We start from the raw sequence: 16,450 nt of genomic DNA, 5'->3' as shown, positions 1-16,450 counted from the left end.
GATCATGAATAGACGCATTTTTCTTTTTTTCCTAACTCTCCTGACGGCTTCCGCACTTCAGGCACAACAGTCCCGACTTGTGAAAGTAGGAGAAGGATATAGTCAGACATCGGTCAACACGACTGTTTTCAGAAACAATTCACTTGTGACACAGGGTGATGAGCAATACATCTGTTATTATGATGCGGATGGTTATCTGATATTGGGTAAGCGAAAGCTAAATGCTGACCAATGGACACTACGACGGACACAATATAAAGGAAATGTAAAGGACGCCCATAATGGTATCAGTATGATGCTGGATGGGGATGGTTATTTGCATTTGGCATTCGACCATCACGGGCACAAGCTAAACTATTGCCGCAGCACAGCTCCATACACACTGGAACTTGGAGATAAAGAGCCTATGACTGGTGTAGACGAGGGAAACGTGACTTATCCGGAGTTTTATTCACTGAATGGAGGTGATCTGTTATTTGTTTACCGTTCCGGTTCCTCCGGCCGGGGGAACTTGGTAATGAACCGTTACTCTGTAAAAAACAAAAAGTGGGATAGAGTGCAAGATATCCTGATAGACGGTGAGAATGAACGGAACGCTTACTGGCAGCTCTATGTAGATAAGCAAGGTACTATCCATGTATCTTGGGTATGGCGTGAAACAGGACAGGTGGAAACTAATCATGATCTCTGTTATGCCCGTTCTTACGATAATGGCGTGACATGGCAAAAAGCGAATGGGCAAAAATATGATTTACCAATCTGTTATAAGAATGCAGAATACGCTTGCCTTATTCCTCAAAATTCGGAATTAATAAACCAGACCAGTATGAGCGCCGATGCAAACGGTAACCCATACATTGCCACTTACTGGCGTGCCCCGGATAGTAAAGTTCCGCAATATCGTATTGTATGGCATGACGGGAAGACATGGCACACTTGCCAGGTTTCAAAACGTCATACTCCTTTCTCCTTAAAAGGTGCTGGCACCAAAATGATTCCTATTGCCCGCCCACGAATTGTAGTGGAAGATGGTGAAATATTTTATATCTTCCGTGATGCAGAACGGGACAGCCGGGTGTCCATGGCACATACAACAGCAATAAAAAGTGGGAAATGGACTTATACCGACCTGACAGATTTTCCGGTAGATGCCTGGGAGCCCTCGCATGATACAGAACTATGGAAGCAGAAGCGGCTTCTCCATCTTTTTGTACAACATGCAAGACAGGGGGATGGAGAGAAAACAGTTGAATTTACCCCTCAACCGGTATACGTATTAGAAGTGAATAACAAAAAATAATATGAGAAAAAAAATATTCTTATTAATATGCATAATGTGTACCTTAGGGCACAGCATAGCAGCCCAAACTGAGAAGAACTCCAAACCGGAGTTCCTGACCAAAGCGTTCGTACATCCTGGCATGGCACAAAGCAAACAGGACCTTGACTATATGCGCGAAATGGTAGTAAAAGGCATACAGCCTTGGAAAACCGCTTTTGAGAATTTAAAGAAAAACGCCTCTTTAGATTTTATCCCCAAACCATTTGCTGAAATATCAGTAGGTCCCTATGGGGCAAACAGCATAGGCGGACGTGAATTTTCCGAGAGTGCAGAAGCAGCCTATAACCATGCATTAATGTGGTATATAACCCAAGACAAAGCCTATGCGCGTAAGGCCATTGAAATCTTGAATGCGTGGAGCTATGTTCTCCGAGGATTCGATGCAAATAATGCCAAGCTGAACGTAGGCCTATTCGGATATTACTACCTAAATGCTGCTGAAATTCTGAAACATACCGATTCCGGATGGGCATCCAAAGACCTGCAACAATTCACACAAATGGTCCTTACAGTCCTTTATCCCACTATTAAAGACTTCTTCACCGAAGCTAATGGCAACTGGGATGCATCCATGATTAGTACCATCATGTGTATCGGTGTTTTTACTGATAACCATGAAATATTCAACCGGGCAGTAGAAAGATTCTACCGGGGAGAAGGTAACTCCGGCATCACCCGCTATCTCTATCCGGGTGGACAATGCCAAGAAACTACCCGAGACTGGGGACATGTACAATTAGGTATAGGTGAATTTGCCAAAGCTGCACAAACTGCCGACACGCAGGGACTAGATTTTTATAGTGTAGCTGATGACAGGCTGGCGCAAGGTTTCGAATATACAGCACGTTTCATGTTAGGAGAACATATTGACTTATTCGGAGTCTTTACAGACAGAGATAACGACAAATTCAGGGATATCTATGAATCCATATATCAGCATTACAAAAATACCAAAGGCCTATTGCTGCCATATACCGAGAAAGCAATAAAACAACACACACGCCCGAAGTCATCAGTAGGTTTTCTGACGACTGCCAAAGCTCCGCTTCCCAATGCTCCGGCAAAAACATCTCTTTATACAGGTTTCGATAAATTCCTGAAACCAACAGTAATCGGAGCTTTAAAAGGCAAATCAAAAAAACTTCCTGCCAACAGTATTTTTGTAAAACCGGGAGAGTCCATACAAGAAGCCATAGACTCCAATCAAAAGAGTGGCAAATGGATTATTTTGGAAGCAGGAGTACATACATTGAAGGCTCCTCTAAAGATATATAGTGGCACCCTCCTTGCCGGTCAGGGACGCGAAACTATTATCTTTCCGGCTCCACAAACAGAAACTGCAATCATTAATGGAGAAGATATTCTCTCTGACGTCACTATTCGCGATCTTCTGATAGAAGGTGCCACTAAAGTAATCGAAAATGCTGATCCTAATCACGACCGTCGTAGTCGCTCATATATGAACGCTCCCAGCCGGGAAGGCATCATTTTCAAATCAAAAGAGAAAGACGGCATACAGAACATTACATTTGAAAATATTACCATACAGAATTTCACCAAAAACGGCGTAGCCATAGTTGGTGGAAAAAATATTCGCATTAACCAATGCGATTTCAGTGATAATGGTGCCAGCGTAGTGCCAGGTGCCGGTTTCCATCACAATCTTCATTTGTCATACATCACAAATTGTGATATAACAAGTAGTCGTTTCGATACCTCCCCCTACGGAAACGGCATAAATGCTACTTTCTGTCAAAATGTGAAAGTTATCAACTCAGAGATGGCCCGTAACGGACTCTCAGGCATACGATGTGCAGAAAGTAGCCAGATAACCATCAACAACAGTCTTGCTGAAGGTAACAACGAGCACGGAATATTCATCGAGAAGCAAATGAACCCTTGTAAAGACATTACAATCCATCAGAACACCGTACAAAATAACAGATATTGCGGCATTGATGCCCAAACAGCCATCCAACTAAATGCTAAAGATAACAGAAGCCCTCATAACGGTAAAGAATAGTAAATAAAAAACAATCCAGTGTTATGCGAATTACCTCGCACAACACTGGATTAACACTGAACTTATCGAAAAAGAACCTATTTGAAAACTACGCTTCTCCTCAATCCCTTTACCTATCTCTCTATTTCACTTCAGGATTGACAAACATCACTTTCAACGAAGAAAGGAATTCATTTCTATTATCACATCTAAAGTTACCACTGAATTCATTTTTATCTCTTTCTCCTATTTTTATGCTTACCTTATTCCAACCTTGCAGCAAGGGTAGTTCTTTATAAGTAGCCTCATGCCTATTTTGCGAAGCGGCTACATATGCTTTATCATTAATAGCAAGCTGGCATTCCTTTGCTTTCACAACCAAAGTCAGCTTCGGCATATTCGGTTCAATCAGCAAGTCATCCAAAGGGCGCGGACTAAATACATAGATATCCAAGGCCCATCCATCCGCTTTTTTCACTAACTTCTCCTTCGCTGCAACAGGAAATACCAATTGATTATCACGCAAGAAGAAGACTTCATTTGATTTTACTTCAATCTCATTACAATCAATACCGGCATTCTTTAAAATCACTCCCAGTGTATTGTATCCCTTTTCAGAGTTAGTGAATTCTTTCAAGGTACTGATATAGAAACAAGAGGCATCTTTCTGATACTTCACAAACACAGGAGTAGCAGCCGTACATTCGTACTCACTCCGCACCGTACCGGCAGTTTTGATTTCCTCCGGACGTTTATTCCAAGCTCTCCAATCTGTTTTACAAGCATTCAGCAAGACATCTCCTTCTTCTACCAGCGCACCTGTTAATGAATATTCTGAAGCATCAGCTCTCTGAAGTTCGCAGAAATAGAAATCAGAATTATTCAAGCCACGTATCCATGACTTCTGAACCGGCAAGAAAGAAGAACGTTTAAGGTTATCTAATGCTACCGGAAGAGGTAATATCTCATTGTATACATTCAATGTCTGAGGTGTTAATCCCCAAATCCATACATCAGCACCCTTAGCAATATTAGCTAACATACTCTTCTTTTCAGCAGCAGACAAAGTGTAAGTACCATCTACAATATAGAGCATACGTGCAGGTGCAGTAATCTTTGCAGCAAATTTCACGCCTTGTGCATCCAGAATACCTTTCAATTTACTGTCATCTCCGCCTATGAAAATCACTTCTTTATATTTCTCAGCCGGAGTAGCTGTCGGTGCTTCATATTGTTTTTTGTCAATATCAGCATAAGCAGACCAAGCAGAGTGTCCCGGTGCATTGGCTGCACGCATAGCATCATACATAGGCCATGGATCATACAAAGGTAGATTCGGATCATATCCCGGATTGAATGTTGTACAATAAGGACCTACACGCTCCGGTTGTACACCCGGCACACCTTCTTTATAATCAGTAAAGAAAATACCATCTTTATTGATATCCGGTTCTGTAGTCATATCTTTCTTTCCCAGTGGCAGCGGTTTCAAAGAGTACCATGCCATATTGAAAACGGTACTGTAAGAAGCTCCCATATTACGCTGGTTAGCAAGGAGGTGATAGCACTCATTAGCTAATCCTTCCATACGTCCCAACTGCGATTCATAGGCTCTTTCACCATTATACTTAGCAACCTGCTCGGGCGTACCATAGTACGCCATACTATGTTCACCGATTCCCCAAGGTTTACCTATTCCAACCCAATGTTTCATTGAGTTCATGTCCCCATAATGACCGACTGTAACCGGCAAGATGCCATCTCCATCATCTTCTCCATCGGCAGAAATCCATGGGCGGGTCGGGTCGTTTGCACGAACAATGTCTCTCCAATCTTCCCAAGCTTTCTTCTGCTGAGGCATCAATTCCGGTCTGTTGTAAACATGCAAAATCACAGGTTTATTTTCATTACTGATACTCCAACCAAAGACAGAGGCATGATTACGGTCTCTGAGTACAAAACGTTTCAAATGTTCTTTTGATGCTTCCCAAAAGAGCTCAGAATCCAGTTTCGGACCACCATCACTCGCCCAGTTAGCAGTTTCATTCAATACGCAGATACCCATTTCATCAGCTACATCCATGTAGAAACGAGGATAAATCTGTGCATGAGGGCGAACTGCATTAGCATTCATACCTTTAATGGCAGTAAACCATGCCCACGCATATCTGCGTGTCATTTGCGGAATACCCATAAAGTGCCAAGAATCACCTCTCAACTGATAAGGTTTACCATTCAGGTACTGTGTGGTACCTTGCAATGTCCATTCACGCCATCCGAAACGTTCATATTTCATATCAAGAATTTCTTTCTTAGCCTGCAATGAAAGCAATACGGCATAAAGATTCGGTTGTTCAGGAGTCCAATAACTCAACTCACCGGATACCGGAACCTGCAACACAACTTTTGTTGAAGCATTGGCAGGGATGCTAACTTTAACAGGGGCCACTTTCAAAGCTTCCTGTCCAAGTTCCCATGCAGGTACAGGAGCAGAATTAACATCTGTCCCAGCCAGGTTTACCCATTCATTAATCTTACCTTGAAGTTGCAGATCTGTCTTTTTTTCCGTATTATTCTGTACAGTCACTTCCAGTTCAAGCATATTCTTTGAAACCAACGGCTTCACATATACATCTTCCACATGTACTTTAGGCAATGCCAACAAGTATACATCCTGCCAGATACCGGCAATGTGATATCCCCACATAGAACCGGCAGGAACAATACGACGCCCAATTGTAGAGTTGTTTTCAAACAAAGATTGACTGCGAACTCCCACCCATACTTCAGCGGTTTCACCTGCAGCTACCTTATTCGTAATATCTATGCTGAATGGAAGAAAAAGATCAAAATTCTCTCCTACTTTTTCCTTATTGATATAGACCTCAGTATAGCCGGCTACAGCTTCAAAATATAATTTTATCTGCTGACCATTCCAGTCATTAGGAATAGTTACAGTTTTTTTCATCCACGCCATTTTCACTTGTTCCCATTCTTTCGGATAAGACGGGTAGTTGCGATGATCAGGTCCCTCTACATTTCTGTTAGCAAAAGAGTTTATATTCCATGGAGAAGGAATCTTTATACGGGTTTTACTCCATGCACCTTCTTTGGGCAATGATAATTCCGGTGCCACTCCTTTACCTTGCACGTAACTACCCGGCAAAGCCACAGGTTGGAAATCCCAATAGCCATTCAGACAGATTTCTTTCCTATACTCCTTTTCTGTTCTATTCACAAGACCCTCACTTGGTGCAAACGGGAAGTTGTACACCAATTTACCATCGCTTGATGTGGTTTGTCCCACTGCCTTTCCCGGCAGCAAAAACAAAGTCGTCAACAAGCTTAATAAAATTGCATTTCGTTTCATTTAAGAATACTATTAATTAGGTATTAGACATATTTGTTTTTCCTGTCTGCAAAGTAAACAGGGTGACATTAAAAAGTAAGCCGAAACAGAATTAATATTGGATTAAAAACACATTAATCCTCCGGAATCCAGAACTTTTCTATTAATAATGCAAATCAGTAGTTGAATTATGTTCATTTTGGACGAATTATGAACAAAACACAAATTACGCGAATTACATAAATAAAGGTCTGCACTGCAATCAGCTATTACTAAGTTATTTTTCTTCGGTTGGGAAAACAAATAAGAAAAAAAATAGTTACACATAATACATCCGTCCCACCCTTTGCTAAAAGGGCTTCGGATTTTTACTAAATTCACGACTGAAAATTAGTAAAAATCTACCGGAAAATTAGTAAAAATCCGATAAGGTTTTAGTAAAAAACAGTCACCCCGTTCAGAAAGGCTTCTGACGGCACTTTTAGTCATGTAATCATTAAAAAACAACTTGGTACATAATCTTTCTCAGGGATTTGAACAAAATGTAATAAGATGGTAGGGTGATAAAGTGATAGCGGGATAACACTCCGTGATATATAGCGCAGCCACTTTATCACCCTACCACCCTATCATCTTACCACTCTTTTATTCATTTCTGTACGATCATGAATGAATTTCAACTACTGATTCGCATATATAATATTATTCAGTACTTATTTTAGTTTAGAACTATATCATTCATTCTGCAATCTTCGTACCTTTGTCGTATGTACTAATATAATAATCATGGACAAATTTAATGTAAAAGATAGTCCCCCGGATACCTCAAGGCTTGAAAAATTATTCTTGGAAGAAGGGCTCCTGATGAAAATTAAAAAGAACGAATATCTGGTACAGCAGAATGAGAAAAACAATCAGATAGGCTTTGTCGTATCCGGTATATTCCGTTTGTCTCATACAGATGCAAATGGCAATACATGGATAGTAGGCTATAGCTTTGCAAATGACTTTGTTTGTGACTATCCTTCTTTCATGAAACAGACAGTTTCCACAGTCACGATACAAGCTTCGACCGAATGTGAGGTTTATCTCCTCCCTTTGAGCAAACTCAATCAATTCTGGGAAACAGACATGGACACCCAACGATTAGGAAGGCAAATAGCCGAAACTATGTTTGCAGAAATATATCAACGACTATTGGGATTTTATTGCGATACTCCGGAACAACGTTATCATGCATTAATGAAAAGATGCCCCGGTTTACAAGAAAAGCTTTCATTCAAAGAAATAGCCCAGTTTCTTGGCATAACTCCCGAAACCCTCAGCAGAATAAGAAAAAAACAACTGTATAACGAAAGGTCTTGACTTTGGTCAAGGCTTTTTCACTCTATATAGCTTAATATTGCCGCCATAAACATAAATCATAAAAGTATGGCAACTTACACTCATTATGGGAAACAAGCTGATGTATTCAAGCATCTGGTGCTTTGTGAAGTTCTTCAAATCGAAAAACCGCAGATATACATAGAAACGAATTCAGCATCCGCCATTTATCAAATGGCGCATACCCCGGAACAGCAATACGGCATTTACTATTTCCTGAAGAAAGCCCGTGAAGAAAAACCTTTGAGGGAATCTCTTTATTACAAGCTGGAAAGCACAGAAATGGCAAAAGGAAATTATTTAGGTTCTCCCGCTTTAGCTATGAATACATTGGCAGAACGAACATCCCAATATCTATTCTTTGATATAGAAAAAGATGCTTTAGAAAATATAGAATCCTATGCCAAACAAGTGAAATTAGAATCACATATCCAGACCTGTCATACGGATTCACTCGAAGGGATTATAAAACTACTACCCTCACTTTCCCAAGCTTCCTTCCTCCATATCGATCCTTATGAAATTGATAAAAAGGGAATATCGGGAACAACCTATCTGGATGTATTAATACAAGCAACCCAAGCAGGTATGAAATGCCTATTGTGGTACGGTTTTATGACTGGAAATAACAAAATACACATTAACCAATATATAGTGAATAGACTGGAGGAAGAAAACATCAAAGAATATACCTGTATTGAGTTAATCATGAATTCAATCAGAAAAGATACGATTCCTTGTAACCCGGGTATATTGGGGAGCGGCATTTTAGCTACCAATTTATCTAAGGAAGCCAATAAAGCAATTTGGGATTATAGCAATATGTTAGTTTGCATGTACAGTGACACTAAATATAAAAGTTATGATGGGAGACTATATAGAGATAGTATAAAGTAAACATAAAAAAAGGCTATCTATCCCAGACAGCCAATCTTTTGTTAACCTTAAATCTAATACTATGAAAAACACATTGCAAAGATACGGACTTTCAGGATATCTCCAAATTTCTAAGACTAAACGGAGACATTTATAACATGGTTTAATAGAATGAAGGAAGTTGTTAACTATTTAAATTCTTTATGTTAATAATTAACACAAAGAATTTCACTTTCTACAGCATCATTGATCTTTTTCGCTTTCAGCCTCCAGATCCTTGATTTCTCTGTTCAGGAAGACGGATAAAATAGTTCTCAGAACAACTATACCACCTAAAATAGCCAGTTCATTCAAAGTTGGCTCCAATACTGTTTTTAAAATATCTGATGCAATTAAAAATTCAAGTCCGAGCAACAAATAAGTTCCGAAAGTTGCCCGTAGTTTTCGGATATTAGTAGTCGAATACTTGCCCGTGAACCTTTTGAACTCATTGATCAGAAAAGATATTATTCCGATTAATGCTCCATAGGTGACAATTAGAAGACTTGTCACACTGATTATTGTAGCTAATGTATTTAAGAAAGTAGTAAGCATGCCGATTGAAGTTTATTAATATAACATTGCAAAACACTTTAATGTTTGATTTTTTATGAAAAAGCATTGATACCGGTCTTTGCAGATATCGGGTACCAGCTCGCGGCAGCGAAACGATGGGTGCCTTACCTGCAATGTAGTATGGGATATTCATTTGCTCCTGAAAAAGATGTAAATGGTGGATATTTCTTCAACCTGACAATCGATTCCAAGAAAAGCTCCGTCACAACTCAATTTCAATAAGACTGGAGATTTTATTTTAAAAGAATCCCACTTGAGTGTACAAAAAGACAGTAATTCTGAATAATATTCCATTTACAGAAACCTATATTTCGCCTACTTTTGCACAAACAAAGAATTTAAGGTTATAGAAAAATGGATAAACACACATTTTACAGCTATTTGATAGTAGGTATGACATTTGCCTTTGGATTGTCTGCACAAGCTCAGAACAAGGTTACTGCACCCATGAAAGACGTCAACCAAGTTATTGACAACACACTGGATAGTTTAAATAAAGCCCACACAGCAAGACCTGTAGCAGGATCAAGTAGAAAAGGAGATAATCCCGTTTTATTTTTAGTGGGTAACTCTACTATGCGTACCGGAACCTTAGGGAATGGTAACAATGGACAATGGGGATGGGGATATTATGCCGGCGATCATTTCGATTCAAATAAAATCACTGTAGAAAATCATGCACTGGGGGGAACAAGCAGTCGTACCTTTTATAACCGTCTCTGGCAGGATGTTATTAAAGGCGTCCGGGCAGAAGATTGGGTTATTATTGAACTGGGACATAACGACAACGGCCCTTATGATAGCGGTCGTGCACGTGCCTCCATACCAGGTATCGGTAAAGACAGCCTGAATGTCACTATTCAGGAAACCGGAGTACAGGAAACTGTATACTCTTACGGAGAATATATGCGCCGTTTCGTACAGGATGTAAAAGCAAAAGGCGCCCATCCTATCCTATTCTCCCTGACTCCCCGCAATGCTTGGGAAGACAAGGATAGTACGGTTATCACACGTGTCAATCACACTTTTGGTCTATGGGCCAAGCAAATAGCCGAAGAACAAAAGATTCCATTCATTGATCTGAGTGATATCACTGCCCGTAAGTTCGAGAAATTCGGCAAGGAGAAAGTTAAATATATGTTCTATTTAGACCGCATTCACACCAGTGCTTTCGGAGCAAAAGTAAATGCTGAATCTGCTGCCGAAGGTATTCGGGAATACGCAGGTCTGGAACTGGCTAACTATCTGAAACCAATTGAACAAGATACGATCACTGGTTCCAGCCGAAAAGAAGGATGTCCGGTAGTATTCACCATTGGCGACAGTACAGTCAAAAACAAAGACGATGATAAAAATGGTATGTGGGGCTGGGGAAGCGTAATAGCCGATATCTTTAATCCGAAAAAAATATCGGTAGAGAATTGTGCTATGGCAGGACGTAGCGCCCGTACTTTCTTGGACGAAGGACGTTGGGACAAGGTTTATAATGCACTTAAACCAGGAGATTTCGTATTAATCCAGTTCGGACACAATGACGGAGGAGATATCAACACAGGAAAAGCCCGCGGTGAGTTACATGGCTCAGGAAACGAAAGTAAAGTCTTCCTAATGGAGAAGACTGGAAAATACCAAGTAGTCTATACCTTTGGCTGGTACCTCCGCAAATTTATTATGGATGCCCAGGAAAAGGGGGCGATTCCCATTGTTTTAAGTCATACACCCCGTAATAAATGGAAAGACGGACAAATAGAGCGCAATACTGAGAGTTATGGCAAGTGGACACGCGAAGCGGCAGAAGCAACCGGTGCTTACTTTATAGACCTGAATAAACTATCTGCTGATAAACTCCAAAAAGCAGGACCTGAGAAAACTGCAGTTTATTATAATACGGATCATACACACACTTCTTTGAAAGGAGCACAAATGAATGCCCGAAGCATTGCAAAAGGATTAAAAACTACAGATTGTCCACTGAAAAAGTTTTTAAAATAGGAATTATATGAAAACATGTTCCTATCACTGCTATAATACACTCTTTTTTCACTCCAAACCTGTAAAAAATGAGTAAAAGAAAAAATATATTCACCTAAAATAACAAAGAATCATTTTTCTTCGTATAATTGCAGATTATTATATTCATAATCTTATGGGGAAAAGATTTTTATTTATTGCTACTTGCATAACTTCGGCACTATTACTAGCAACAAGTTGTTTAGAAAAAAATGATGTGTATGTTAAAATTCCGGCAGACCAGTTCTTCGATTTTGACTTAAACCAGAAGATAAGCCTGTCTGTGGACTATGGTTTCAAAGGAAAAGACTATGTTGTCTTATTCGACCTCTACGACGAAAATCCGATAATAGAAAATGAAAACGGGGAACTTATCAAAAAAGGCCTCTCTCCCATTTATCGTGCCGCCACAGATAAAGATGGCAAATTTTCCGGCGAGATACAAATTCAGTCTGCTCTTTCGGAGGTTTGGTTATATTCAGAGTATGCCGGAACACTCTCTCCCATTCAGTTAGAAATTACCGACAACTCTATCATGTACAATCAGGAGAAGTACATTGCAAAAGCAACAACCCGAGCCTTAACACCCAACAATCATCAATATCCTGACGGCTGGCTAACCTTGGGTGATTGGAGTGCCCTCGGAACTCCTACTTATCTAACACCCGGCAGAGTGCTGCCTGATGCAAAAACGTTGTATAATATAAATGAGATATTCGTCAAATACAATGGAACTGCTATGGAGCAAAGGGATTATGGAAAAGCATTTTTCGCTCCTGGCGTTAGCTCTGAGATAAAAATTATCAAATCCACAAAAGTTTACTTATGTTTCATCAACAGTTCCGCTGCCTGGAACAATAGTGTTGGCTACTTTAGTTACCCTACCGGACAAGAGCCCCAAAGTATATCAGAAGTGCAAAGAATCATTGCATTCCCCAGTGCCACCTCTATTGCTCACAAAGGCGCAACAGGAGCACTGGTTAGTGGAGACAGAGTCTTATTGAAATATTGGGATGGAGAAAAATTTCATGATGAATTTCCGGCAGGAGTAACCATCGGATGGTGGTTGCAAGGAATGGGATTCGAGGCAGGAAATATCAAACCCAAAGTCGATGAAAAATATACCAGATTCTCCCTTTCTCACCTAAATTCGGATGGAAAACAACGAAGCATTTCATTAAGGGATCCCAACTCTGATCAGCTTGTAGCTATCGGATTCGAAGATAATATCGACCTTCGTTACAATGACGCCACTTTCTATCTGCAAATAGAAGAGAAGGGAGCAATAGACGAAAGCAATACACCTACAATACCGGATGTAGGAAATCCACCGAGTAACACGGAGAACTTCACTACATACTATGGTACACTGACCTTTGAAGACTTGTGGCCATCAATGGGTGACTATGATATGAATGATGTGATGATAGACTATTCATGCAAAGTGTATAAAAACACGAGTAATAATAGAGTATATAAAATAGAGAATCAATTCATTCCACGTCATAATGGTGGTACACTCCAATCAGGATTTGGCTTCCAGTTGAGTCATGTCTCATCTGGCGATGTAAGTAATATAACAATAGATGGAACCGGACAATCACAATATATGCAGGGAGCCAATCAAGAACCCGGACAAAGTCATCCTACTTTCTTATTATTCGATGACCTCAACGATGTACTTGAAAAGACAATCACAATAAGTTTTGAATTGAACGATCTTGTAGAAGCAAATGTCGTGCCTCCATATAATCCATTCATCTTTGTAGAATCGGACAAAGGTAGAGGAAAAGAAGTACATCTGGTAAAATATCCTCCGACAGACAAGGCTGATTTCAGTCTATTCGGTACAGGAAGCGATGCTTCACGCCCTAATGAAGGACTCTACTACGTAATGAACAGGCTTAAATTTCCCTTTGCTCTGAATTTAGCAAGTATTAAGGATTTCCCTACACCAGATGAAAGTGTAAGAATCGACTTAGCTTATCCCCAATTCAACGATTGGGTACAGTCTGAAGGCAAAACTAATAAAGATTGGTATATGCATCCCGCACAATAGAGTACTATCAAGTTTGCATCAATATTGCCTACACCCTACACCTGCTATTGTTTTCATCTGATTATCAAAAAGATAGTTAGTGCAGGTTGTGGTGTAGGAAGGTGTCGGAAAATTTCATCCTACACCGAAAAGCAGATAAAAAAAGAGTTTTTTCAAGCCCACAGCACACTAATTTACAACCTTTTAACACAAGCCATGCAAACTTTGACCGAATTCATTCAAATATCCCTTTTTTAACCAGAATTATTCATTTCAGGAGTAAAGGAGTGATCATTTCGTTAGATGTTAAGGAGTAGGAATCCATAATCCCATTAATAGAAAACTGAATCATAAAGGAAAAGCCTGATATGTTCCTTACTTTTTCCCCTAAAGCTTCAATGTTAATGTCATTATGCTATAAACAAAACTTCATTTTCCGGCTGGGGGCTGTCCGTCCCGCAATTGCGGACTGCATAGCCCCTGTATGGAAAACATAGAGCCCGCAACTGCGGAACAAAGTTTTGCTGCAGGCAAAAGAACAAAAACAATAAAGCAAAGACCGATTTTCATACGACCTTCTTTTCATCCTTCTTGTTGCTCTCAAGCAAAGAACCAAGAGTCTTTGGAAGAATAATGCGGAGTTACCCTCTGTTTTCTTTTAAGACAGAGGCATTTACAGGGATTTGCGCAAAAATCCTCATTTCTCTACCGGAATAACTTTGATGATTACTGTCGTTATAAGATCTGGAGACCTTTCCGCATCTGTGTAAACAGAAGGCATTTTCACTCCTCCCACGCCTTGCATAGCTTCATCACCTCCCAGATATTTTAACGTTTTCCATTCACCATCTACAAAGTATCCCTCTCTCAGAGTCCCATAGCTAATCCCCGGACGTTTCCTATCCTTCGAATTGAAAGACACATTTATGCCATAACCGGAAACTAAAAATTCATCTTCCGATAACCGGATTACAAGACCATATCCTTCATAAGGCTCAGTCGCATGATAATGTATATTCATTTCGTAGTCACCAAAATCAATTTTATCACTTCTGTTCTCCTGTTGCATAAAACCTCTCATTTGTCCCGTTCCATGTTTTTTTACGATCAATGGCATTAGATTCTTCAATACTTTATATGCTTCTCTCAATGGATGTTTTTCATTATAAACGCTATAATTATCTATAGCAAAAGGAGAAAAGCATATAGCATCATATTCAGCCAAGGTATAGAATGCCTTGGCAGGGCCGCTCCATTTTTCCCCTCGGAATAAAGCCACAGCCTCAGGAACGAATATCGGATTATCGTTTCTATCATATTCCTTCAATTTAGATATATAATCTTCATTATAATTATCCACTGCAAGGACATCTATTGCAGGTGCAGCCAATTGGTAAATATCAAGCATTCTGGCATTTGGTCCTCCACTTGGATATTTTCCCGGTATGGGGTCTTTAGGATAAATAGTCCATGCATTAACAAACAGAGGTATCGGGTAAGCACTCTTTCCAGCAGATGCTACCTCCTGGATATGGCAAGCATAATTCCACCCCATAAACATCTCATCCGCCAGGCTATTGCTCTCATTTCCAAACACATCTTCCCAACTCCCCTTCAGCTTCTTTCCATGGGCTTTCCACTGTTCTATAATCTCCGGCAAGATTTTCTTCTCGTTTTTAACAATGTATTTCATGAGCTGTTCCGGTACATCTTTTTTAAACAGAGTCTCCGCCAGAAGTGAACGATCCCTACTATCCCCCAATATACCAACTTCATTTTCTACCTGAACCATTAACACAGTTTGCTCCTCACTATCTATCTGCCTGATGTGGTCCATCAATTTATAAAATGCTTTTGATTCTATATTAGTCAGAGCTGAGGTAAAGTTAGCCAGATATGGAAGATTTTGTCCCTTCTCGTCTCTCATGCGCGGAAAGCGTTTGGTATCTTTCATCACCCAATAGGGCGCATATCCCGAAGTTCCATTTTTCCAACTTCCAAACCAAAGAAAGACCAACTTTAGATCATATTTCCTAGCCTCTTTAATCAGACCATCTACAATGGCAAAATCATATTGACCTTCTTCCGGTTCCAATTGTTCCCAGGTTACTGCAAGCAAAATCGTATTTAGATTTAGATCTTTCAAATGCTGCCATTTCAGTGCCATACTTTCAAGGGTAGATGCACTTGAATTCATAAGCTCTCCAGCAAGCATAACATAGGGTTGGTTATCCAATAACAGTTGCTTCACCCCATATTCGTTTGTCACCAACTTCGGCAAATCATGTGCCATAAGACTAAAGCTTGCTGAAAGTAAACAAGACAGGAAAATACTAATTACCTTTTTCATAATATTATTACTTCTTAAATTAACTCTTCAGTTACTATTTGGCAATAATACGCGCGGAACATTAATAAAGCCATTAATTCTTTATTAACCCAGAGAGGAATTATTATTTTTTGTATGAACTAACCATTCACGACAGACGTTATACCAATAGAACTTTAAATACCAACGATCATGGAAAAGTATCTGATTCATAGTAATGAGTTGCATTTCATCAACAAGGAACGCATTCACAGGGAAGTAGAGAAAATGGTAGAGTCATTAGACATGGCAGCAGGTTCCACCGAAGGGTTCGATCTGTATACCGTAGTAGAAAGTTATTTCACTGATCTTGAAAAGCGAAGGGAAATCAATCGCTTACTACATATAGAGAAAGATGAATGCGAAGCCATAGAGGAAGAACTCGGAGTATATGAAATGTGATTTACAGTAAAAACTATCACGAGTATTAACTATAAAGAATAAGGGGCATAACAACAACTTGCTAT

The 16,450-nt window shown here is 39.8% G+C and carries 10 protein-coding genes; 7 read left to right on the top strand and 3 right to left on the bottom strand.

Annotated features, from left to right (window positions below; genetic code table 11):
• The first annotated feature begins 4 nt into the window (after window positions 1-4).
• Together DW182_RS11490 and DW182_RS11485 are read left to right on the top strand one after the other, a co-directional pair.
• A complete protein-coding gene (locus DW182_RS11490; protein WP_118295607.1) occupies window positions 5-1,300 on the top strand; it encodes a BNR repeat-containing protein in 1,296 nt (431 codons plus the stop codon).
• A 1-nt stretch (window position 1,301) separates the two neighbouring features.
• On the top strand, window positions 1,302-3,365 hold the full coding sequence (locus DW182_RS11485) for an alginate lyase family protein (RefSeq protein WP_118295606.1): 2,064 nt from the start codon (window positions 1,302-1,304) through the stop codon (window positions 3,363-3,365).
• Between the two features lie 121 nt (window positions 3,366-3,486).
• On the opposite strand, the gene DW182_RS11480 is transcribed toward DW182_RS11485, so the two are convergent.
• Complete coding sequence (locus DW182_RS11480) at window positions 3,487-6,714, bottom strand: glycoside hydrolase family 2 protein (protein WP_118295605.1); 3,228 nt, start codon at window positions 6,712-6,714, stop codon at window positions 3,487-3,489.
• 765 nt (window positions 6,715-7,479) lie between these two features.
• Here DW182_RS11480 and DW182_RS11475 point away from each other — a divergent pair.
• On the top strand, window positions 7,480-8,058 hold the full coding sequence (locus DW182_RS11475; RefSeq protein WP_007667461.1) for a Crp/Fnr family transcriptional regulator: 579 nt from the start codon (window positions 7,480-7,482) through the stop codon (window positions 8,056-8,058).
• 66 nt (window positions 8,059-8,124) lie between these two features.
• On the top strand, window positions 8,125-8,973 hold the full coding sequence (locus DW182_RS11470) for a hypothetical protein (protein WP_118295604.1): 849 nt from the start codon (window positions 8,125-8,127) through the stop codon (window positions 8,971-8,973).
• Window positions 8,974-9,195: 222 nt separating this feature from the next.
• Here the strand turns inward: DW182_RS11470 and DW182_RS11465 are convergent, their stop codons facing one another.
• Window positions 9,196-9,546: a DUF1622 domain-containing protein gene (locus DW182_RS11465; RefSeq protein WP_007667463.1), complete on the bottom strand. Its 351-nt coding sequence runs from the start codon at window positions 9,544-9,546 to the stop codon at window positions 9,196-9,198.
• A gap of 375 nt (window positions 9,547-9,921) precedes the next feature.
• Between DW182_RS11465 and DW182_RS11455 the strand changes: the two genes are divergently transcribed.
• Window positions 9,922-11,559 carry a rhamnogalacturonan acetylesterase gene (locus DW182_RS11455; RefSeq protein ID WP_370449803.1) on the top strand — a complete coding sequence of 546 codons (1,638 nt, stop codon included), beginning with the start codon at window positions 9,922-9,924 and terminating at the stop codon, window positions 11,557-11,559.
• 235 nt (window positions 11,560-11,794) lie between these two features.
• Window positions 11,795-13,636, top strand: a complete 1,842-nt coding sequence (locus DW182_RS11450; protein ID WP_233564134.1) for an LruC domain-containing protein — start codon at window positions 11,795-11,797, stop codon at window positions 13,634-13,636.
• 676 nt (window positions 13,637-14,312) lie between these two features.
• Here the strand turns inward: DW182_RS11450 and DW182_RS11445 are convergent.
• Window positions 14,313-15,965: a DUF5597 domain-containing protein gene (locus DW182_RS11445; protein ID WP_118295601.1), complete on the bottom strand. Its 1,653-nt coding sequence runs from the start codon at window positions 15,963-15,965 to the stop codon at window positions 14,313-14,315.
• Between the two features lie 171 nt (window positions 15,966-16,136).
• Between DW182_RS11445 and DW182_RS11440 the strand changes: the two genes are divergently transcribed.
• Window positions 16,137-16,385, top strand: a complete 249-nt coding sequence (locus DW182_RS11440; RefSeq protein ID WP_044533396.1) for a hypothetical protein — start codon at window positions 16,137-16,139, stop codon at window positions 16,383-16,385.
• The last annotated feature ends 65 nt before the right edge of the window (window positions 16,386-16,450 follow it).

The sequence above is a fragment of the Bacteroides sp. AM16-24 genome (assembly GCF_003471885.1).
Classification (GTDB): domain Bacteria; phylum Bacteroidota; class Bacteroidia; order Bacteroidales; family Bacteroidaceae; genus Bacteroides.
The sequence above is the reverse complement of the archived record's forward strand: the minus strand, read 5'-3'. Positions and strand labels throughout refer to the sequence as shown.

What these genes read in the sequence shown, in the direction of transcription:
- DW182_RS11485 (WP_118295606.1), top strand. Translation starts at nt 1,302, where the DNA reads ATGAGAAAAAAAATATTCTTATTAATATGCATAATGTGTACCTTAGGG.
- DW182_RS11445 (WP_118295601.1), bottom strand. Translation starts at nt 15,965, where the DNA reads ATGAAAAAGGTAATTAGTATTTTCCTGTCTTGTTTACTTTCAGCAAGC.
- DW182_RS11490 (WP_118295607.1), top strand. Translation starts at nt 5, where the DNA reads ATGAATAGACGCATTTTTCTTTTTTTCCTAACTCTCCTGACGGCTTCC.
- DW182_RS11465 (WP_007667463.1), bottom strand. Translation starts at nt 9,546, where the DNA reads ATGCTTACTACTTTCTTAAATACATTAGCTACAATAATCAGTGTGACA.
- DW182_RS11470 (WP_118295604.1), top strand. Translation starts at nt 8,125, where the DNA reads ATGGCAACTTACACTCATTATGGGAAACAAGCTGATGTATTCAAGCAT.
- DW182_RS11440 (WP_044533396.1), top strand. Translation starts at nt 16,137, where the DNA reads ATGGAAAAGTATCTGATTCATAGTAATGAGTTGCATTTCATCAACAAG.
- DW182_RS11455 (WP_370449803.1), top strand. Translation starts at nt 9,922, where the DNA reads ATGGATAAACACACATTTTACAGCTATTTGATAGTAGGTATGACATTT.
- DW182_RS11480 (WP_118295605.1), bottom strand. Translation starts at nt 6,714, where the DNA reads ATGAAACGAAATGCAATTTTATTAAGCTTGTTGACGACTTTGTTTTTG.
- DW182_RS11475 (WP_007667461.1), top strand. Translation starts at nt 7,480, where the DNA reads ATGGACAAATTTAATGTAAAAGATAGTCCCCCGGATACCTCAAGGCTT.